The organism is Lysinibacillus pakistanensis (assembly GCF_030123245.1).
In the GTDB taxonomy this organism is placed as follows: domain Bacteria; phylum Bacillota; class Bacilli; order Bacillales_A; family Planococcaceae; genus Lysinibacillus; species Lysinibacillus pakistanensis.
In genome coordinates this window covers 3,856,418-3,875,092 of the sequence record NZ_CP126101.1, presented here as the reverse complement: position 1 = coordinate 3,875,092, position 18,675 = coordinate 3,856,418, and the positions used below count along the sequence as shown (strand labels likewise).

General features: G+C 37.2%; 22 protein-coding genes. 16 read left to right on the top strand and 6 right to left on the bottom strand.

What is annotated here, in order from left to right:
- The first annotated feature begins 72 nt into the window (after window positions 1-72).
- From nrdR to QNH24_RS19325, 8 genes are all read left to right on the top strand, one after another.
- Complete coding sequence (gene nrdR / locus QNH24_RS19360; RefSeq protein ID WP_283869130.1) at window positions 73-543, top strand: transcriptional regulator NrdR; 471 nt, start codon at window positions 73-75, stop codon at window positions 541-543.
- A gap of 18 nt (window positions 544-561) precedes the next feature.
- Window positions 562-1,929, top strand: a complete 1,368-nt coding sequence (locus QNH24_RS19355) for a replication initiation and membrane attachment family protein (RefSeq protein WP_283869129.1) — start codon at window positions 562-564, stop codon at window positions 1,927-1,929.
- 23 nt (window positions 1,930-1,952) lie between these two features.
- Window positions 1,953-2,882 carry a primosomal protein DnaI gene (gene dnaI, locus QNH24_RS19350; protein WP_283872896.1) on the top strand — a complete coding sequence of 310 codons (930 nt, stop codon included), beginning with the start codon at window positions 1,953-1,955 and terminating at the stop codon, window positions 2,880-2,882.
- A gap of 552 nt (window positions 2,883-3,434) precedes the next feature.
- Window positions 3,435-5,366 carry a threonine--tRNA ligase gene (gene thrS / locus QNH24_RS19345; RefSeq protein ID WP_283869128.1) on the top strand — a complete coding sequence of 644 codons (1,932 nt, stop codon included), beginning with the start codon at window positions 3,435-3,437 and terminating at the stop codon, window positions 5,364-5,366.
- 411 nt (window positions 5,367-5,777) lie between these two features.
- A complete protein-coding gene (gene infC / locus QNH24_RS19340) occupies window positions 5,778-6,281 on the top strand; it encodes a translation initiation factor IF-3 (RefSeq protein ID WP_016994853.1) in 504 nt (167 codons plus the stop codon).
- 31 nt (window positions 6,282-6,312) lie between these two features.
- Window positions 6,313-6,513, top strand: coding sequence for a 50S ribosomal protein L35 (rpmI, locus tag QNH24_RS19335; protein ID WP_283869127.1), 201 nt, complete (start codon window positions 6,313-6,315; stop codon window positions 6,511-6,513).
- Window positions 6,514-6,571: 58 nt separating this feature from the next.
- A complete protein-coding gene (gene rplT / locus QNH24_RS19330; RefSeq protein ID WP_283869126.1) occupies window positions 6,572-6,931 on the top strand; it encodes a 50S ribosomal protein L20 in 360 nt (119 codons plus the stop codon).
- Between the two features lie 173 nt (window positions 6,932-7,104).
- Window positions 7,105-7,365: a DUF1294 domain-containing protein gene (locus QNH24_RS19325; protein WP_054770910.1), complete on the top strand. Its 261-nt coding sequence runs from the start codon at window positions 7,105-7,107 to the stop codon at window positions 7,363-7,365.
- A 42-nt stretch (window positions 7,366-7,407) separates the two neighbouring features.
- Here QNH24_RS19325 and QNH24_RS19320 read toward each other — a convergent pair whose 3' ends face one another.
- Window positions 7,408-7,803 carry a sigma-w pathway protein ysdB gene (locus QNH24_RS19320; protein WP_283869125.1) on the bottom strand — a complete coding sequence of 132 codons (396 nt, stop codon included), beginning with the start codon at window positions 7,801-7,803 and terminating at the stop codon, window positions 7,408-7,410.
- A 102-nt stretch (window positions 7,804-7,905) separates the two neighbouring features.
- On the opposite strand from QNH24_RS19320, the gene QNH24_RS19315 reads away from it, so the two are divergent.
- Both QNH24_RS19315 and QNH24_RS19310 read left to right on the top strand, forming a co-directional pair.
- Window positions 7,906-8,391 carry a dUTP diphosphatase gene (locus QNH24_RS19315; protein ID WP_283869124.1) on the top strand — a complete coding sequence of 162 codons (486 nt, stop codon included), beginning with the start codon at window positions 7,906-7,908 and terminating at the stop codon, window positions 8,389-8,391.
- Window positions 8,392-8,485: 94 nt separating this feature from the next.
- Complete coding sequence (locus QNH24_RS19310) at window positions 8,486-9,574, top strand: M42 family metallopeptidase (RefSeq protein ID WP_283869123.1); 1,089 nt, start codon at window positions 8,486-8,488, stop codon at window positions 9,572-9,574.
- A 158-nt stretch (window positions 9,575-9,732) separates the two neighbouring features.
- Here the strand turns inward: QNH24_RS19310 and QNH24_RS19305 are convergent, their stop codons facing one another.
- The 5 genes from QNH24_RS19305 to QNH24_RS19285 form a co-directional block, all read right to left on the bottom strand.
- Complete coding sequence (locus tag QNH24_RS19305) at window positions 9,733-10,038, bottom strand: hypothetical protein (protein ID WP_283872895.1); 306 nt, start codon at window positions 10,036-10,038, stop codon at window positions 9,733-9,735.
- A gap of 67 nt (window positions 10,039-10,105) precedes the next feature.
- Window positions 10,106-10,285, bottom strand: a complete 180-nt coding sequence (locus tag QNH24_RS19300; RefSeq protein ID WP_283869122.1) for a hypothetical protein — start codon at window positions 10,283-10,285, stop codon at window positions 10,106-10,108.
- 148 nt (window positions 10,286-10,433) lie between these two features.
- Window positions 10,434-10,592 (bottom strand): hypothetical protein, encoded by a 159-nt coding sequence (locus QNH24_RS19295; protein WP_283869121.1) that lies wholly within the window; start codon window positions 10,590-10,592, stop codon window positions 10,434-10,436.
- Between the two features lie 327 nt (window positions 10,593-10,919).
- The gene (locus tag QNH24_RS19290) at window positions 10,920-11,918 is read right to left on the bottom strand and encodes a serine hydrolase domain-containing protein (RefSeq protein ID WP_283869120.1); all 999 of its coding nucleotides are present in this window, start codon (window positions 11,916-11,918) and stop codon (window positions 10,920-10,922) included.
- Window positions 11,919-11,931: 13 nt separating this feature from the next.
- Window positions 11,932-12,384 carry a MarR family winged helix-turn-helix transcriptional regulator gene (locus QNH24_RS19285; protein WP_283869119.1) on the bottom strand — a complete coding sequence of 151 codons (453 nt, stop codon included), beginning with the start codon at window positions 12,382-12,384 and terminating at the stop codon, window positions 11,932-11,934.
- Between the two features lie 241 nt (window positions 12,385-12,625).
- Between QNH24_RS19285 and argF the strand changes: the two genes are divergently transcribed.
- From argF to QNH24_RS19255, 6 genes are all read left to right on the top strand, one after another.
- On the top strand, window positions 12,626-13,591 hold the full coding sequence (argF, locus tag QNH24_RS19280) for an ornithine carbamoyltransferase (RefSeq protein WP_054770936.1): 966 nt from the start codon (window positions 12,626-12,628) through the stop codon (window positions 13,589-13,591).
- A 308-nt stretch (window positions 13,592-13,899) separates the two neighbouring features.
- On the top strand, window positions 13,900-14,799 hold the full coding sequence (locus tag QNH24_RS19275) for a LysR family transcriptional regulator (RefSeq protein WP_283869118.1): 900 nt from the start codon (window positions 13,900-13,902) through the stop codon (window positions 14,797-14,799).
- 176 nt (window positions 14,800-14,975) lie between these two features.
- Window positions 14,976-16,307 (top strand): LLM class flavin-dependent oxidoreductase, encoded by a 1,332-nt coding sequence (locus QNH24_RS19270; protein WP_283869117.1) that lies wholly within the window; start codon window positions 14,976-14,978, stop codon window positions 16,305-16,307.
- Window positions 16,308-16,357: 50 nt separating this feature from the next.
- Window positions 16,358-17,359: an LLM class flavin-dependent oxidoreductase gene (locus QNH24_RS19265; RefSeq protein ID WP_283869116.1), complete on the top strand. Its 1,002-nt coding sequence runs from the start codon at window positions 16,358-16,360 to the stop codon at window positions 17,357-17,359.
- 13 nt (window positions 17,360-17,372) lie between these two features.
- Window positions 17,373-17,648: a glutaredoxin family protein gene (locus QNH24_RS19260; protein ID WP_283869115.1), complete on the top strand. Its 276-nt coding sequence runs from the start codon at window positions 17,373-17,375 to the stop codon at window positions 17,646-17,648.
- Window positions 17,649-17,823: 175 nt separating this feature from the next.
- Window positions 17,824-18,651 carry a transporter substrate-binding domain-containing protein gene (locus QNH24_RS19255; protein ID WP_283869114.1) on the top strand — a complete coding sequence of 276 codons (828 nt, stop codon included), beginning with the start codon at window positions 17,824-17,826 and terminating at the stop codon, window positions 18,649-18,651.
- Window positions 18,652-18,675: the final 24 nt, after the last annotated feature.

Genomic DNA, 18,675 nt, shown 5'->3' with positions numbered 1-18,675 from the left:
CGCTTTTCTTACTTGTGGGAAATTTGTTATAATAGGAATATTAAATTGTTGTGAAATCAGGAGAGTAAAGATATGAGATGTCCATCTTGCCAATTTAACGGAACGCGTGTAGTGGATTCGAGGCCAGTAGATGATAATAAAGAAATTCGAAGACGTCGTGAATGCGAGTCATGTGGCTTTCGCTTTACAACGTTTGAAAAAATTGAAGAGACACCACTTGTTGTTGTAAAAAAAGAAGGTTCACGTGAGGAGTTTAGTCGTGAAAAGGTACTTCGTGGGCTTATTCGTGCTTGTGAAAAACGTCCAGTTGCCCTAGATGTACTTGAGCAACTCGTATTATCGATTGAAAAAGACCTCCGTCGTATTGGTAATTCAGAAGTACGCTCTGAGGATGTTGGGGAAATGGTAATGGACCGCCTAGCGAAAATCGATGAGGTAGCATATGTCCGCTTTGCATCGGTTTATCGTCAATTTAAGGACATCAATGTCTTTATTGAAGAAATTAAAGATATTATTCAACGTCAGACAGAGCAAAAATCTTAAGTAATCCAGAGAGGGTGAATGTCGTTGATTCATTTGTATAAGGAATTACAGCCTGCTGATTCTTTTGACATTCGTTTACCTCATGCACTTTCTACACAGGAACGTCAATTAGTAACATTATTTTATCAGCCATTAACTGGGGCAGAGCCGATAAGCCTTTATTTAACACTTTGGGCAGAAGCTGAGCAAATGCCAGATCAGCAAATGACACATTATTATTTAATGAATGTTTTAGGGCTTCCGATTGGTAAAATATTTGAGGCACGAATAGCACTTGAAGCGATTGGCTTATTACGTACATGGAAGAAAGAAAATACGGGAGAGCGAAGCTTTTTATATGAACTGATTCGTCCACTTGATGCAGATAGTTTTATGAAAGACCCGCTATTATCCATGTTTTTATTTAGTAAAATTGGAGAGCAAGCTTATCGGAGGCTGCGACAGCGCTTTATAGCTCCTGCAAGAGATGCTGAATTTAAAGATGTATCTCGCGCTTTTATTGATGTTTATAAGCCTGTAAATTCAAATATTCCGGATGATTTACAAGCTAGTAAGAGTAGCAAGGATAATCAGTCAAAAATATATCCGTTTTATTTTGACCAGTTTGATTTTGAGCTTCTTAAAGCAGGGTTATCTGAGCAATTAGTGCCTGCCAGTTTACTTACATTAGATGTTCGTGAAACGATTGCTAAACTTGCATTCCTGTATCATTTAACTGCACTAGATATGCAAAAAATAGTGATTCTAGCTTTAGATGATGATGTGGGCATTTCACAGGAGCGGCTTCGTAAGGCTGCAGCTGATTTTTATAAGCTAACTGTCTCAAAAGAGCCACCAAAATTGATGCGAATAAATGAGCCAGCCCCTGTAGAAGGAGCAGGACATAAAACAAAGGATCAGGAGCTACAGCAATACCTAGAAACCACACCTCCTATTCAAGTGCTACGAGATATTAATAACGGTAAAGAGCCTCTACAAACCTCTGTCCAACTTGCTGAAAGTTTAATTGTTCAGCATGGCATGCCAGTAGGAGTTGTCAATGCTCTTTTAGAATATGTAATGCTTACTACGGATATGAAGCTACCTAAAAAGTATGTAGAGACGATTGCAGATCATTGGGTTCGCAAAAATATTCAAACAGCTAAGGAAGCAATGGAGCTTGCGCGTCAGGAGCATGATAAATACACTACTTGGAAAAATAAACCCCAGACACCGAGTAAAAGCAGTCAAAATGTCAAAGGACGTTCAGGAAAGCAACGTGAAGAGAAGGTACCTGAATGGTTTTACAAGCGTAATGAGCAGCAGGAGGAAAGCACCTCAAGCACGATGGATTTTGAAAAAGAGCGTCAAAAAATATTAAAAATGCTAGGAAAAAGTGATAAGTAGGAGGGTGAACGACAATCGAACAAATTAATGGACCATTAAAAAGAGCAGTTAATGTACCATCATTTCAAGAGCGTTACGAAGCGATGCGTCGAGAAATTTTAGAAAACCCTCGTGTGCAAGATTTTTTAGCAGCGCATGCAAATGAGTTAAGCTATGATTCCATTGAGCGTAATTTACCGAAGCTTCAAGAGTTTATAAGTCAATCTACTGTTTGCTGTGGCTGTGACAATACAGATCATTGTACAAACTATTTAAAAGGTTTTATTCCAACTTTACGTGTCGTTCGAAATACTGTTGAAATGGATTATGTGCGTTGTGAGCAAAAAATACGTGAGGATGAACGCAGGGATGTAGCCAATATGATTGCAAGTATGCATATGCCTAAAGATGTACTTCAAGCAACCATTCAAGATTTAATGATTGACGACGAATCTCGCGTTATGATTGCGCAAAAAGCGGCACAATTTGTCAAGGCTACTGTGGAATCAGGGAAGCTCCCTGCGAAGGGCTATTATTTATACGGAAAGTTTGGTGTAGGGAAATCCTTTGTATTGGGTGCCTTGGCTAATGAATTAGCTGCTATCAAAATTCGTTCAGTAGTCGTTTTTGTGCCTGAATTTTTACGAGAAATGAAAAATGCCATTGGTGATAATACATTGAATGAAAAAATAGACTATGTGAAAAAGGCACCTGTGCTGATGCTTGATGACCTAGGAGCCGAAACGATGACCACTTGGACGAGGGATGAAATTTTGGGAACTATATTCCATTATCGTATGGCCGAGCAATTACCAACATTTATAACTTCTAATTTTAATTATGATGAATTGGAACATCATTTAGCACAATCACAAAAAGGTGATATCGAAGTAGTCAAAGCAGGACGGATTATGGAACGTATTAAAGCCTTAACGGAGCCCATTGAAATGCGTGGCAAAAATCGACGGATGTAACATTGGCAGTTGCATTTTACGACAATCGAGCGTATACTGTCACATATAATAAATAACTTCTTTCAGCAGGCTGTGCAAACACCCGCTGAAAAAAGTTAATGCCTCCGGCGGATGTCACGGAATCGGAAAGAGTTCATAAAGGATGTTAGCCTAAAACCATCGCATCCATGCGATAACGGCTAACTGACCTGCATCGTGCAGGCCTAAGCACAAAGCCGATTCCAGACGCAATTATGCCGAGGCATAATTGATCAAAAATGCATTGATGAGGACATGAATTTTGTGTAACGGCTTTTAGAGAGGGAAGTCATTGGCTGCAAGCTTCCTAGTTAGAGCACATTATTTACTACCTACTGAGCAGCGAAAGGGATAATCTTTCGCCGGTCCCCTAGCCCGTTAGCTAGCCTTGAGCTTCGTCTGACTATGAAAGGTCGGAAGGAAGAAGGGTGGAACCACGAGCATACGCTTCGTCCCTTTTGTGAGGGACGGGGCTTTTTTAGTTTCCGGGACTTCATCATGCATCATAACAAAACTGTAAGGAGTGCAAACAATATGTCAGAAATGATTAAATTAACTTTTCCAGATGGCGCTGTAAAGGAATTTGCAAAAGGCACATCAACTGATGACGTAGCATTATCAATTAGCCCAGGTCTACGAAAAAAAGCTTATGCGGGTAAAATTAATGGTGTATTAGTGGATTTAAAAACACCAATTGAAGAGGATGCAACAATTGCTATTATTACACAAGATGATAAGGAAGCTCTTGAGATTTTACGACATTCAACAGCTCACTTAACTGCGCAAGCTATTAAACGTCTATTCCCAGATGTGAAGCTTGGTATTGGTCCAGTAATTGAAGGTGGATTCTATTATGATATTGACTCACCAACACCAATTACTGCTGAAGATCTACCTACAATTGAAAAAGAAATGAAAAAAATTATTGCGGAAAACCTAGAAGTAGAACGCAAAAATGTAAGCCGTGCTGAGGCTCAAGCAATCTATAAAGAAATTGGCGATGAATATAAATTAGAATTACTAGAAGCCATTCCTGCTGATGAGCAAGTGTCTATTTATTATCAAGGAGAATTTTTCGACCTTTGCCGTGGTATTCACGTACCATCAACTGGTAAGCTTCGTGAATTCAAGCTTTTATCTTTAGCGGGTGCTTATTGGAGAGGAAACTCTGATAATAAAATGCTTCAACGTATTTATGGTACTGCGTTCTTCAAAAAAGAGGAATTAAAACACCACCTACAAATGCTTGAAGAAGCTAAAGAGCGTGATCACCGTAAAATTGGGAAAGAATTAGACCTGTTCACAACTTCTCAAAAGGTAGGGCAAGGTTTACCACTTTGGTTACCAAATGGTGCAACAATTCGTCGTGTTATTGAGCGCTATATCGTGGATAAAGAATTATCACTTGGCTATAAGCATGTTTATACACCAGTATTAGGTTCAAAAGAGCTTTATCAAACTTCTGGTCACTGGGATCATTATCAAGATTCTATTTTCCCACCAATGGAAATGGATAATGAGACATTAATTATGCGTCCGATGAACTGTCCACACCATATGATGGTATACAAAAACAGCATGCATTCTTATCGTAACCTACCATTACGTATTGCAGAGCTTGGTACAATGCACCGCTATGAAATGTCAGGAGCAGTTTCAGGCCTACAACGTGTACGTGGGATGACTTTAAACGATGCTCATATTTTTGTTCGTCCAGACCAAATTAAAGCAGAATTCCAAAAAGTGGTGCAGTTAATTTTAGAGGTTTATAAAGATTTCGATTTAAATGATTATTCATTCCGCTTATCTTACCGCGACCCAGCAGATACAGAGAAATACTTCGATGATGATGAAATGTGGGAAAAAGCACAAAGCATGTTAAAAGAAGCAATGGATGAGCTTGGCTTAGATTACTTCGAAGCGGAAGGTGAGGCTGCATTCTATGGCCCTAAACTTGACGTACAAGTAAAAACAGCGATTGGTAAAGAAGAGACTTTATCAACAGTTCAACTAGACTTCTTATTACCTGAACGTTTTGATCTAACTTATGTTGGTGAAGATGGAAAGCCACATCGTCCAGTAGTTATTCACCGCGGTGTTGTTTCCACAATGGAACGTTTCGTAGCCTTCTTAATTGAAGAATACAAAGGCGCATTCCCAACGTGGTTAGCGCCAGTTCAAGTAGAAGTGATTCCAGTATCGAATGAAGCCCACTTCGACTATGCAAAACAAATTGAAGAGCAATTAACAGCAGCAGGCTTACGTGTTGAAATGGATGACCGTGAAGAAAAATTAGGCTATAAAATTCGTGAAGCACAAATGAAAAAAATCCCGTATATGCTTGTCATTGGGGATAAAGAAGTTGAGGCAAATGGCGTGAATGTACGTCGTTATGGCTCAAAAGATTCTGAAACAATTAGCTTTGAAGATTTCCTAGCAACTATAAAAGCAGAAATTACTAAATAAGCATTCATAAGAAACCCTCACTTACATTAGTGAGGGTTTCTATATAAAATGAATCTTGCTTTTGTATAAAATATTTTTTTCTAGGTCAATCTAGTAGGGATAAGAAAATAAATATTTGACAGCTTATTATATACATGCTAATATAATTAAGGTTAATGAATACAAAGTTTGTGGTTGAAGTAGAGGCTGCCCGCTTCTCACCTGATTAACGCTCTAGGCTGTGAACAGGTATGACACGTTGAATTGTTTTGCGCAGACTTGCGCATGCACATATAGCGGGCGGACATCTTCAAAGTGTCCGTCCTTTTTTTATGGACATGACAAGAGGATGTACCGTTCAACCGGGCAAGGCTTTGCCCAAACCATGTATTCGCGACAATTACTTGGAGGTGGATTACTATTAGCAAAGACATGTATGTAAACGAAGGCATTCGCGCACGTGAACTTCGATTAATCGATCACAATGGTGACCAGCTTGGTGTAAAGACACGTAATGAAGCGCTAGAAATCGCCGCTCGTGTAAACTTGGATCTTGTCCTTGTGGCCCCTCAAGCCAAGCCGCCAGTCGCTCGTATCATGGACTATGGTAAATTTAAGTTTGAACAGCAAAAGAAAGACCGTGAAATTCGTAAAAATCAAAAGGTCATCGTCATGAAAGAGGTTCGTTTGAGCCCAACAATTGATGAACATGATTTCCAAACGAAGTTACGTAATGCGATTAAATTCCTTGAAAAAGGCGATAAAGTTAAATGTAGCCTACGTTTCAAAGGTCGTGCGATTACACATAAAGAAATTGGTCAACGTGTGCTAGATCGCTTTGCTGAAGCTTGTGCTGAAGTATCGACGGTAGAACAAAAGCCGAAGATGGAAGGCCGAAGCATGTTCTTAGTTCTTCAACCAAAGAACGAGAAATAATATTAGACGAACAGTTTAGGAGGAATTCGACATGCCAAAAATGAAAACTCACCGTGGAGCTGCGAAACGTTTCAAAAAAACGGGTTCAGGTAAATTAAAATACGACCGCGCTTACGGAAGCCACTTATTCGCAAACAAATCTACGAAACAAAAACGTCACCTACGTAAAGCGAACATCGTTTCATCTGGTGATTTCAAACGTATTCGTTCATTACTTGTTTACATGAAATAATTAGACTACACAAAATAACTAACATTCATTTTTAAATGAAAAGCAGGAGGTAATTCATATGCCACGCGTAAAAGGCGGAACAGTGACGCGCAAACGTCGTAAAAAAGTTTTAAAATTAGCTAAAGGTTACTTTGGTTCTAAACATACATTATATAAAGTTGCTAACCAAGCAGTGATGAAGTCAGGTTCATATGCATACCGTGACCGTCGTCAGAAAAAACGTGATTTCCGTAAATTATGGATCACTCGTATTAATGCAGCTGCTCGTATGAACGGTCTTTCTTATAGCCGTTTAATGCACGGTTTAAAAGTTGCTGGTATCGAAGTTAACCGTAAAATGTTAGCAGATCTAGCTGTAACAGATGCAACAGCATTCACTCAATTAGCAGATGCTGCTAAAAAAGCAGTCGCTAAATAATTAAGCGATATAATGTTTTTTACACGACTGAAACGAAGCGACTCTCAGTTAAATTCTGCGATGAAAGCGAAGCGACAGTCGCAAAATAATATGTATTCTCAAGACTGATGGATGTATCCGTCAGTCTTTTTTATGTTAGAGTTAGTAGTAAATCACTTGTAAAGGAGACTTCAATGGGACAAGCATTAGTAGCCTATATGGCAATTGTTTCTATAGTACTGCTCGTAATGATGGGCATGGATAAATCCAAAGCAAAAAAGCATGAGTGGCGAATTGCGGAACGTTCGCTTTTTACGCTGGCCATTGCTGGAGGGGCAGTAGGCGGCGTGTTGGGAATGTATTTATTTCGTCATAAAACACGCCATAACAGCTTTGCTTTTGGCTTCCCACTGTTAGCCGCTGTTCAAATTTTTATCGTTGTACAGCTATGGTGAGAGTGAGGAGACACAAAAAATACGCTAATTACAAACACATCCTCATGAGGAGGATGTGTTGCGCATAAGCTGTTCAATGGGCTGCTTCCAATTAATTTTTGCGTTTGGATAGTTCAATAGGATTTCTTGCTGTAAATATTCAAAATCACTTTTTTTGAAGCCCTGCAATGTCGCAGCATCACGAGCACCAACGAAAATTGTCACAACCTCAAAGGCTTCCTCAGTAGTACCGAGGTATTTTTCACCTTCAAAAAGTGCACCCTTATAGGATATAAAGAAATTTTTTCGGACATTTTTAACATCATCGTAAAAATAATAATGGCCTTTTTCATAGGCTTCATCAAGTTTTCGCTTAGGATCGGTTATATAACGAATCGCTTTGTAAAATACATAGATTATAAGCGCAATTACAGCAAGTCGAATTAGTAACGGCAACATGTTTTATTTCCCCCTTGAATAAAGGTTATTCTTCCCTATACGATTGAAGGGGGAAATTAGTTTCACTTTTTATAAATTAATTTAGAAATTTAGGAGAAAAAAATGAATTTACAACAATTGTTTAAAATGCAGCAAGAGCTTGATGATTTTATCGAGAAAACACAAAAAATTGAACAGGATGTTTTTAAAGAAAAAGGTTTAGCATTAATGGTTGAATTAGCAGAACTAGCTAATGAAACACGCTGCTTTAAATTTTGGAGTACAAAGGGACCCTCAGATCGTACTGTTATTTTAGAGGAGTATGTGGATTCAATTCATTTTATATTATCCCTTGGTCTACTAAAGGGTTACACAAAGCTAGAAAATTGGCCAGTAATTCAAGAAAAGCGAAATTTAACAGAAATTTTCTTATTGACACAGGACTATATTTTAACGTTTATTCACCAGCCATCAGAGGATAGATATTTAATGATTTGGCAATGCTATAGTTTACTTGCGTATAATTTAGGCTTTACGTTTGAGGACGTTGTGGCAGCGTATATAGAAAAGAATGAAGAAAATTATAATCGCCAGCGTTCAGGATATTAATGTGAGAAATACATCAATTTTCAGACGATTATACTAGGAATATTTCGGTAAACGAAGTATAATAGAGAAGATTTTAGAAGTAGGAGGCAAAAGGATGACACAACTAGATCCAACATTACAAATGTTTAAAGATTTAACGGATGCGAATGGAATAGCAGGGAATGAACGTGCACCACGCGAGGTTATGAAAAAATACATTGCACCATATGCAGACTCAGTAGAAACAGATAACTTAGGTAGTGTTATCGCAAAAAAAGTGGGCGATGAAAATGGTCCAAAAATTATGGTGGCAGGGCATTTAGATGAAGTTGGCTTCATGGTTACACAAATTGATGATAAAGGGTTTATCAAATTCCAAACTGTAGGTGGCTGGTGGAGCCAGGTAATGCTTGCACAGCGTGTGACAATTACAACTCGTAAAGATGATGAAATCATCGGGGTAATTGGTTCTAAGCCACCACATATTTTACCAGCAGATGTACGAAACAAAGTAGTAGACATTAAAGATATGTTTATTGATGTGGGTGCAGCTTCAAAGGAAGAGGTGCTTGAATGGGGCGTGCGTCCTGGTGATATGGTAACACCATATTTTGAATTTAATGTTATGAAAAATGACAAGTATCTTTTAGCAAAGGCATGGGATAACCGTATTGGCTGTGCAATTGCCATTGATGTTATGAAAGCGTTACAAAATGAAAAACATCCTAACATCCTCTATTCTGTAGGGAATGTACAAGAAGAAGTCGGTCTTCGAGGTGCAAAAACAGCTACTCATAAAATTCAACCTGATATTGGCTTTGCTGTTGATGTAGGTGTAGCTGGGGACACGCCAGGGGTAACTGCGAAGGAATCAACAAGTAAAATGGGTGCTGGTCCACAAATTGTTGTCTATGATGCATCAATGGTATCCCACCGTGGCTTACGCGAATTCGTATTAGATGTGGCTGACGAGCATAATATTCCCTATCAATTCGAGACAATGGCTGGTGGCGGTACAGACGCAGGCTCTATTCACGTAACAGCTAACGGCATACCTGCACTATCAATCGGTATTGCAACACGTTATATTCACTCACATGCAGGTATTCTACATCGTGATGATTATGATAATGCCGTAAAATTAATGGTAGAAGTTATAAAAAAATTAGACAGAGATGCAGTTAATCAAATTATATTTGACTGATACTGCTAATATGGTTTAGCCTTCTAACAAAATGTTAGGAGGCTTTTTTTCACGATTCCAAGACCAATTAACTTGCTTAAAAGAATAAAAAAGGATTTGCGATAATGAAGATTAATGAAAACACAAGTCAAGTCAAACTCTTAAGGAATAATAGTTTCTTATGAATAATTTTCCTCTCTATTGCCATAAATTTCATAAGCAAAATAGCCAAGTAGTAAGCCTATTCCTGAGCCAAAACTTATTGTAGATAATAATGAAATTGAGAAAAACATGCTAAGAATCAAACCAATTGCACAGCCAACAAGCATGCCTAGTGGTATTAAACTATCTAATAAGATTTGAGCGCCTCTTGATTTTTTCTTACCTAATTTTCCCTGCTTATGTTTTTGCTCAAGCCTTTTAACAACAAAGATCACAATTCCTACAATTATTGCAATGGGTAGAACAATACCTACAAGTTCCATGAATAATTCCATGCTGTAATCTCCTTTCATTTATTCCTATATCAATAAGGAAATTCAGGGTACAACTCTATTGTTGTTTCTTCCATTTATATGGGACATTTGACCAATCATACAATAGTGAAAACAGAAATATTAAAATTGTGATTGTTATTGATTCTCCCCACTTAATGTCATTTTGAAAAATTGATTTACATCCAATTGTTACCATGAAAAATAACAACGCAAATCGAATGTTTTTCTTTATCATACATTCCCCTCTTTTCGTTTTTTTACCTGCCATTTTGTTTACCGTTACTTTGTTAAAATGTAGAGAATTCACAAATAGTGGTGTAGGGAGTATCTATATGTAACAAATAATATTGACTGTTTCTTATAGGCGATAATTGCCCTATTATTCAATGTCTTTTTCGATCAATTGTTTTCATAATCATTAAGCAGATAATACTTGTAAATGCTATTACATACCATATCGTTTTAGAGGAGTTTCCCCAAGAGCTAACCATTGCAATAAAAATTAAGATTAGTAATAAAGTATAAACTAAATAACTTTGCATAATTAACCTCCAAATTGCCCTTGTCATAACTGATTGAAAATTATCTCTTATAGAAATCGTAACATAGTGGCGTATTAATTGGTAGGTAAATGGAAAAATCTAACGAGTAATATTGATAGTTACATGAACTGAGTAACAGCTTGTGTACGTTAAGTTAGCTTATGACAAGAACAATAGCTAGCTTCTAAAAGCATTTATCGAGCCTATGAACTATTGAGAATGAGTGAAGGAATTGACAAGTGTACGGTATGTATAGGAGCTACAAGAGTGTTCTTGTGAAGAATAGGGTAATTCCTTTTATTCCATTCAAGAAACACCCCATTTTCTCTATAAAGAATTTTGTAAAAGCTGTAAGATATCTTTTCCCATATGAACAGGATTTGTTGCTAGTATAGGGGATCGATAATTGGATAGAATCACGACACCTGTTTGCTGTTTTTTATTAAATCCTAGATAACTAGAGAAGCCTTTCGTTGACCCGTTATGCCAAAAAATATCGTCTTCAAGTATCCACCCTAGTCCGATGCATATATCTTTTGAAATAGTATGAGTAGCTTGGTGTGTTAATTGATAGCCTGAATTTTGATTGCCAACATGTATTTTTATAAATTTTAATAAATCATCAACTGTGGATCGAATAGCGCCCGCTGCCATAAATTCATTCATTTGAAGTGGAGGCTTGTTATGTCCACGAACAGAGTAACCCTCTAATATGGCACCTTCTTTAGAGGAGGGGATAGAAATAAAGGTGTTCGTTAAATTTAAAGGCTCTACGATTCTACGTGTGATAGCTGTTTCAAAGTCGGTATGAAGTTCATTTGCTAATAAATATCCTAAAAATCCCATTCCTACATTAGAATACCTAAACTTAGCTTTAGGCTCATATGTATGGGTTTTAAAATAATGTATTGTCTCATTCAATGAGTAGGGACAAAAAGGGTCACGAGGTGTTTGGCTATCAAAAAGATTATAGATGTTCTTCAGTACACCTATTCCCGGTAGACCAGATGTATGATTTGCCAGATGCCTCAAAGTAACAGGGTGATTATCAGGAATTGCAGAAAAATATTTGCCGATAGAGTCTTCAACCTTCACGATTCCTTCTTGAATCATCTCCCCAAACATGGATGTTGTTAAAACTTTAGAGATTGACCCAATTTCATAGATATAGGGCTTTTTATCATATGTGACATTTGAGCCGTTGAATATAAAAGTAGCGTCTTGGTCATGACAAAAAACACCAATGGATAAAGTTACATTCGGACGAGGCTTTATGTAAGGATAAGCAATTTTAAAAATATCCTTTTTTAAATCATTTAAATCCACAAATATTCCTCCCTTAATCGCTATTTTTTTGTGCATTAGAGACAATAGCATGTAGTTTCATGAAAATTTCTTTTAATTGCAGCAACTCTCCTTTAGGGAGCTGTGAATAGTATTTATTGATAATAGCTAGCTCAATTTCTTCCTGCTTCTGAAAATAATCATGACCTCTCGTATCCAACTCGATAATGATTTCTCTGCGATCCTTTTTACTTATGGATCTTTTTATAAAGCCCTCCTGTTCTAGTCTTCCTACTAATTGACTAACAGCACTAGCAGATGTTCCCATCAGTTTTGCTAATTCGAAGGTTTGCAAGGGACCATGTGATTGAAGAAGACTTAAGAATAGTGCTTGCTTTGTAGTTAATGTTTCGTCTAACAAGGTGGAGAATTCTTCTGTTAGCATTACATTTGTTTCATATTCTATTTGGTTCAGCTCTTTCACAAGTTGTATAAGCTCTTTCTCCATTTGTTTCACCGCCTAAATAGTTAATGTGCATTAATTATAAATGTGCATGAAAGATAATGCAAATAATTTATAGAATATGATTGTTAAAAATAGAATTATGCATAAATATTCAAAGAGACGCATTTTTGACATATTTTATTGTAGATTTCTAATTTTTAAAAATAAACATAAAAATTCAGTTGATTTTATATTTATGCATGCTATACTTATTTCAACAGCAACAGAACAAGGAGCGAAGGCTATGAAATTACTTGAGGAAGTACAGTTAAAGTTAGTGTCTAGCTTAAAGGGTAAAGACCTACTAACTTTGTTAGACTATACAAGTGAAGAGGTTCAACAGTTAGTGGAATTAGCAACACAACTGAAAATTATAACAAAAGAAGGAAAATGTCCAAGGCTATTAGAAGGTAAAACACTTGGCATGATTTTTGAAAAACATTCAACTCGTACTCGTATTTCTTTTGAGGTAGGCATGAATCAATTGGGTGGAAAAGGTATGTTTATGCATGCGCGTGATTTGCAGATTGGACGTGGTGAATCAATCTATGATACAGCACACGTACTGTCAGGCTATTTAGATGGTATTATGATTCGAGCAAATTCCCATGCTATGGTGAAGGAGCTTGCCGAGCATGCAACTATCCCAGTTATTAATGGATTAACAGATATTTATCACCCATGTCAGGCATTGGCGGATTTAGAAACAATCGCTGAGAATAAAGGTGAACTAAAAGGACTTAAAATTGCATATGTTGGAGATGGCAACAACGTGGCGCACTCATTAGTAGTCGCTTCTGCACATGTAGGAATGAACGTGGCAGTGGCAACGCCTGTCGGCTATGAATGTGATACAGAGGTTATCGCAAAAGCACAAGCTATCGCAGCGGCAAATGGCAGTACCATTACAATCACAAATGATCCAGTAGAAGCGGTGTTAAATGCGGACGTAGTATATGCAGATGTTTGGACATCCATGGGACAAGAAGAAGAAGCTGCAAAACGTCTTCAAGACTTTGCTGGTTATCAAATTAATGATGAACTTGTTTCCTATGCAAAGCCAAATTATATGTTTTTACACTGCTTACCTGCACATCGTGAAGAGGAAGTAGCGACATCTGTTATTGATGGCCCTAATTCTTACATCTTTGAGCAAGCAGAAAACAGACTACATGCACAAAAAGCAGTACTTGCATCTATTTTAGCTTAAATTTTTGACATATGCTTCTCGGGTTGAGAAGTACTATATATACAGAGTTCACATTGATAACAGAGGGTGTCAATGTGAATATCATAACAGTGGCCTACAGACAGAGGAATGTAAGCCACGCGCGATGTACGTTGTCAAGATGGATGGCCACATCGCTACATAGTAAAGTAACCTGGGAGACGCTAGGTTACTTTTTTGTTGTGTTATTTTTCAAACAAGTATATTACCTAGTTTTCCAATCTTATTATAGAGAATAAAAGTATTTATCTATATAATAAGATAAATAAATAATTGGGGGAGGGCTTCAAATGAATATTGATCATATCGAGGCATTTTTATATGTCGTGCATTATAAAAGTATCCATAAGGCTGCTAATGCATTATTTTTATCTCAGCCGACTGTAACTGCGCGCATTAAATCATTAGAACGAGAACTAAATGTTGAATTATTTCATCGAGATGGGCGAAGTGTAATTTTATCAGATAAGGGCAAGGGTTTTTTACCATTCGCGACACAAATTGTGCAAACCTTCCAACAGGGAAAAAAGCAGCTAGAGGAAACTCAGGAGACTGATGAAGTGTGCATTGGTACTAATGGAGTGACTGCACAATATTTTTTAGCGTACGCATTACCTAAATGGAAGGAAAGCTATCCGCATTTACGCTTTCAAATTGTAACAGGGTCAACAAATATAATATTAGAAAAGCTACAAAGTCATCAAATCCATTTTGGCCTTATTCAATATGTGCATCGAGAAGGGATTGGTAATGAGCTATTATTAAGTAATGCTGTTAAACTCGTGATGCATCGTGAACATTCTTTTCAGCAGAATACGCTAATTAAAGTAAGGGAATTAGCTCAGCAAAAAATGGTGTTTTTTGAATGTGGAGCCTTTGATTGGAATTATGTTCATAAGCTATTTGAGGTGGAGGGTGTCACTGCAAATATAGAAGTGCGTACAGATCATTTAGAAGTAGCGAAAGAATTTATACGGACGAAAGGATATATGAGTTTTTTACCACATCTCTGTGTAAAAAAGGAGCTTGAAAGTGGTGAGTTTGTAGAGATTGATGTCAAGCACTTATTGGATATGAATCAACATATTTTTTTAACTTATAACAATAAAGATACACTAGCTCCATCCTTTTGGGAAAAGGTAATAGAAACTGCAGAGCAATTTGAAAGCAGCTATGAAAAAATAGATTGATAAAATATTTTATCATACAGTAAATTTTTTTCTATTATGTAGCCTATTGCATATTGCAGCGTTGAGCTGTAATATCTTCCTCAACCCTAATTTATTTATGGAGTATTATTTTTTTTATCGAAAACATACTTAACCACTATGTTTAGTAAAAAATGAAGTTTGAGGAGGAAATGAATATGGTGAGACAGGACAAAATTCGATTTGGAGCAATTATTCACGGTGTAGGTGGCAATATTTCAAGCTGGCGTCATCCAAAGGTAGCAAGTAATCAAAGTGTAAGCCTACCATTTTACATCCAGCAGGCACAAAAGGCAGAGCAAGGGAAATTTGATGTAGTGTTTATTGCAGATGGTTTGTTTATCAACGAAAAATCCATTCCTCATTTTTTAAATCGCTTTGAGCCAATAACAATTTTATCAGCATTAGCAGTAGCAACAAAAAACATTGGGCTAGTTGGCACAGTATCTACCTCCTACAGTGAACCTTTTACAGTTGCACGTCAATTTGCCTCTTTGGATCATATAAGTGGAGGACGTGCTGGATGGAATGTTGTGACAACTCCTTTAGAAAGCACTGCCTTAAACTACAATAAAATAATAGAACAGCATCCTACTCACGCAGAGCGCTATCAAATTGCTGAAGAATATTTAGAAGTGGCTAAGGGCTTATGGGATTCATGGGACGATGATGCTTTTATTGCAGATGTAGAACAGGATGTGTTTTTTGATCCACATAAACTACATACCTTACACCATAAGGGACAATATTTTTCTGTACAGGGACCACTTAATATTGCACGCTCGAGGCAAGGTCAGCCTGTTATTTTTCAGGCTGGCTCGTCTGATGCAGGTATCCGTTTAGCAGCTAAGGATGCAGATGCAATTTTTACACATGGTGCATCTTTAGATGAGGCACAGAAATTTTATCAAAGGGTTAAGACAGAGGCTTTTGAATTTGGACGTAATCCACAGGAAATTAAAATCTTCCCAGGAATATCTCCAATTATTGGTGAAACGCTGGAGGAGGCTGAAGCTAAATATCAGGAAATCGTGGAGCTGGTATCCATAGAACGTGCACTTGCTTATTTAGGACGATACTTTGATCATCATGATTTTACACAGTATGATGTGGATGCTCCATTCCCAGAGCTTGGTGATATAGGAGCAAATAGCTTTAGAAGTACAACCGATTATATAAAAAAATATGCCAAACAAGAAGGACTGACATTACGACAAGTTGCTTTACGTGAGGCAACACCAAAAACAGCTTTCTTCGGAACAGCCGAGCAAGTCGCTGATCTAGTGCAGGAATGGTTTGAAAAGGAGGCAGCGGATGGCTTTATTATTGCTGTAACTGTACCTGGTGCACTTGACGATTTTATAGATAAGGTTGTACCAATTTTACAAGCAAGAGGGCTTTATCGTGAAGAGTATGAGGCGGATACATTACGTGGCAATTTAGGTTTACCATTTAAGGAAAGCCGTTATGTTAAACATACTGTCTCTTAAAACCTAGAAAATTGATTTGAATAAAAATAAAAAGATTAAGGAGGCAATATATGAGCTATTCACTAGGTATATTAGATCAAAGTCCGATTATCGAGGGTGCAACAAATGAGCAGACCTTGCAAAAGACAGTGGCACTCGCACAAAAAGCTGAGAAATTAGGCTACTCACGCTTTTGGGTATCGGAGCACCATCATACAGATTCATTAGCAGGAACATCTCCTGAGGTATTAGTATCTTATTTACTAGCTAAAACAAAATCAATCAACATTGGATCGGGTGGGGTTATGCTACAGCATTATAGCCCCTATAAAGTAGTGGAAAATTTCCATGTTTTAGCATCCTTGGAGCCGGGTCGAGTGGATTTGGGTATTGGGAAGACACCTGGAGGCTTACCTCTTTCTACAAAGGCCCTCCAATATGGCACGCTCAATAATGGAGGAGATTTTGAGGAAAGATTAATATTTTTACAGCAATTAATTGAGCAATCAATACCAAATGAGCACGAATTATATGGCATACAAGCAACGCCTATTCCGAAGATAAAGCCAACATTATTTTTACTCGGTGCTAGCCCAGAAAGTGCTGCTCTTGCAGGTAAACTAGGAATTGCATTCGTCTTTGCTCGATTTATTAATAGTGATAATAATGTTTTGGCACATGCAGCTAAAACCTATCGCAGTCACCATCCAAACGGCCATTTTGTGATTTCCATTGCCGCACTTGCTGCCCCAAGCAAAGAGGAGGCGAAAGAGCTGGTAGGTGATCAAAAAATTACAAAGGTACATTTAGCAAGTGGCAGAAGCCTGACACTACAATCAGTAGAGCTAGCAGAGAAATTTGGTCAGGAATCTGGAGAGGAATATACGATTGAGCAGTATGACGCTGATATTTTATATGGTACAGCTGAAGAAATTAAAGCCAATTTAGATGACTACCATGTGAACTACCAAATCGATGAATTTATTTTGCATACGCCTGTCTTAAAGGATTTTGAGCGTGAGCGATCTTTTGAGCTATTGAGTCCAGTGCATTTAAAAGAAACGGTTAGTTAAGGAGGAAAACATCATGACAAAAAATAGAGATGTAATAATTTGGTCGAAGCAGGGCTGTAGCTACTGTAATGAGGTAAAAACCTATTTACAAGAGGAGGGTATACGTTATAAAACAGTGGATGTAACGCATAATGATGCTTTCCGTGATATTCTCGATACAAAATATGGAATTCGTTATGTACCCGTTGTAGAAATTGGCTCAAGTGAAGACGGTATCTATCAAGCCATTACAGAACTTGGTCTGGAGCATTTAAAGGCAGCACTAGCTGAAGAAAAAATACAGTCATAAAACATATAAAATTAATCGTATTTAGTAGCACGTTTAAACTAATGGGCGCCCTTTACAGAAATCATGCATGTTCTCAAAAAAGAGCTACCATGCCCAATTTGGGATTAAAAAAATTTCACTCTGTTTTAAATACTACTATTCAGCTAAGTTTACATTGATAAAAGCGAGGGATATTATGAAAAAAATAACACTTTTAAGTTGTTTGCTACTGTTAATGTTGCTTTTAACCGCTTGTGCAGGCACTGAAAAGCTTGAAGGAGATACAAGTAAGAATGATACAGCACAGAGTGGAAAGAAAGTTCAAAAAATTATTGTTGGTACAGGTACACAATTTCCAAATATCTGCTTCTTAGATGACAAAGGAAATTTGACTGGTTATGATGTGGAGCTTGTTCGTGCAATTGATGAGAAGCTACCAGAATATGAGTTTGAATTTAAAACTATGGAATTCTCAAATTTATTGCTAAGTTTGGAAACAAGAAAAATTGATTTTGTTGCACATCAAATGGAAGTCAATAATGAGCGTGAGGAGAAGTTTCTATTTAATAAAGAGCCCTATAATGTATTCCCATTAAAGGTAACTGTTAATGCAAAAAACGATGATATTCAATCTATTGATGATTTAAAAGGAAAAAATGTGAGTGTTTCTCCAACTAGTAATTCAGCTGTCTTTATTGAGAAATACAATAAGGAACACGATTTAGGTGCAAATATCATCTATTCATCAGGCTCAGTTGATGTTAATAATCAACTTGCGACGGGGCGTGTGGATGCTATTATAACAACACCATTTGCAGTGAAGTATTATAACGAAAACAATGAAGCACAGCAAAAGGTAGTGGGAGACGCATTATTAAATTCAAAAGTGTATTTCTTATTAAATAAAGATGAGATTACCCTACAGCAACGACTTGATGATGCTATTCGTGAATTAAAGGAAGATGGTGTTATTAGTGAGCTAAGTAAAAAGTGGTTAGGTGATGATTATACCGTAGACTTTTAATGAAAACAGAGAGGGTGAAGGAAG

Coding starts and splice junctions, on each gene's coding strand:
- QNH24_RS19270 (WP_283869117.1), top strand. CDS start 14,976: ATGGTGAGACAGGACAAAATTCGATTTGGAGCAATTATTCACGGTGTA.
- infC (WP_016994853.1), top strand. CDS start 5,778: ATGTATGTAAACGAAGGCATTCGCGCACGTGAACTTCGATTAATCGAT.
- QNH24_RS19315 (WP_283869124.1), top strand. CDS start 7,906: ATGAATTTACAACAATTGTTTAAAATGCAGCAAGAGCTTGATGATTTT.
- thrS (WP_283869128.1), top strand. CDS start 3,435: ATGTCAGAAATGATTAAATTAACTTTTCCAGATGGCGCTGTAAAGGAA.
- QNH24_RS19320 (WP_283869125.1), bottom strand. CDS start 7,803: ATGTTGCCGTTACTAATTCGACTTGCTGTAATTGCGCTTATAATCTAT.
- rplT (WP_283869126.1), top strand. CDS start 6,572: ATGCCACGCGTAAAAGGCGGAACAGTGACGCGCAAACGTCGTAAAAAA.
- QNH24_RS19300 (WP_283869122.1), bottom strand. CDS start 10,285: ATGATAAAGAAAAACATTCGATTTGCGTTGTTATTTTTCATGGTAACA.
- QNH24_RS19295 (WP_283869121.1), bottom strand. CDS start 10,592: ATGCAAAGTTATTTAGTTTATACTTTATTACTAATCTTAATTTTTATT.
- QNH24_RS19355 (WP_283869129.1), top strand. CDS start 562: ATGTCGTTGATTCATTTGTATAAGGAATTACAGCCTGCTGATTCTTTT.
- QNH24_RS19285 (WP_283869119.1), bottom strand. CDS start 12,384: ATGGAGAAAGAGCTTATACAACTTGTGAAAGAGCTGAACCAAATAGAA.
- QNH24_RS19305 (WP_283872895.1), bottom strand. CDS start 10,038: ATGGAACTTGTAGGTATTGTTCTACCCATTGCAATAATTGTAGGAATT.
- QNH24_RS19265 (WP_283869116.1), top strand. CDS start 16,358: ATGAGCTATTCACTAGGTATATTAGATCAAAGTCCGATTATCGAGGGT.
- argF (WP_054770936.1), top strand. CDS start 12,626: ATGAAATTACTTGAGGAAGTACAGTTAAAGTTAGTGTCTAGCTTAAAG.
- QNH24_RS19325 (WP_054770910.1), top strand. CDS start 7,105: ATGGGACAAGCATTAGTAGCCTATATGGCAATTGTTTCTATAGTACTG.
- QNH24_RS19275 (WP_283869118.1), top strand. CDS start 13,900: ATGAATATTGATCATATCGAGGCATTTTTATATGTCGTGCATTATAAA.
- QNH24_RS19310 (WP_283869123.1), top strand. CDS start 8,486: ATGACACAACTAGATCCAACATTACAAATGTTTAAAGATTTAACGGAT.
- QNH24_RS19260 (WP_283869115.1), top strand. CDS start 17,373: ATGACAAAAAATAGAGATGTAATAATTTGGTCGAAGCAGGGCTGTAGC.
- rpmI (WP_283869127.1), top strand. CDS start 6,313: ATGCCAAAAATGAAAACTCACCGTGGAGCTGCGAAACGTTTCAAAAAA.
- nrdR (WP_283869130.1), top strand. CDS start 73: ATGAGATGTCCATCTTGCCAATTTAACGGAACGCGTGTAGTGGATTCG.
- QNH24_RS19255 (WP_283869114.1), top strand. CDS start 17,824: ATGAAAAAAATAACACTTTTAAGTTGTTTGCTACTGTTAATGTTGCTT.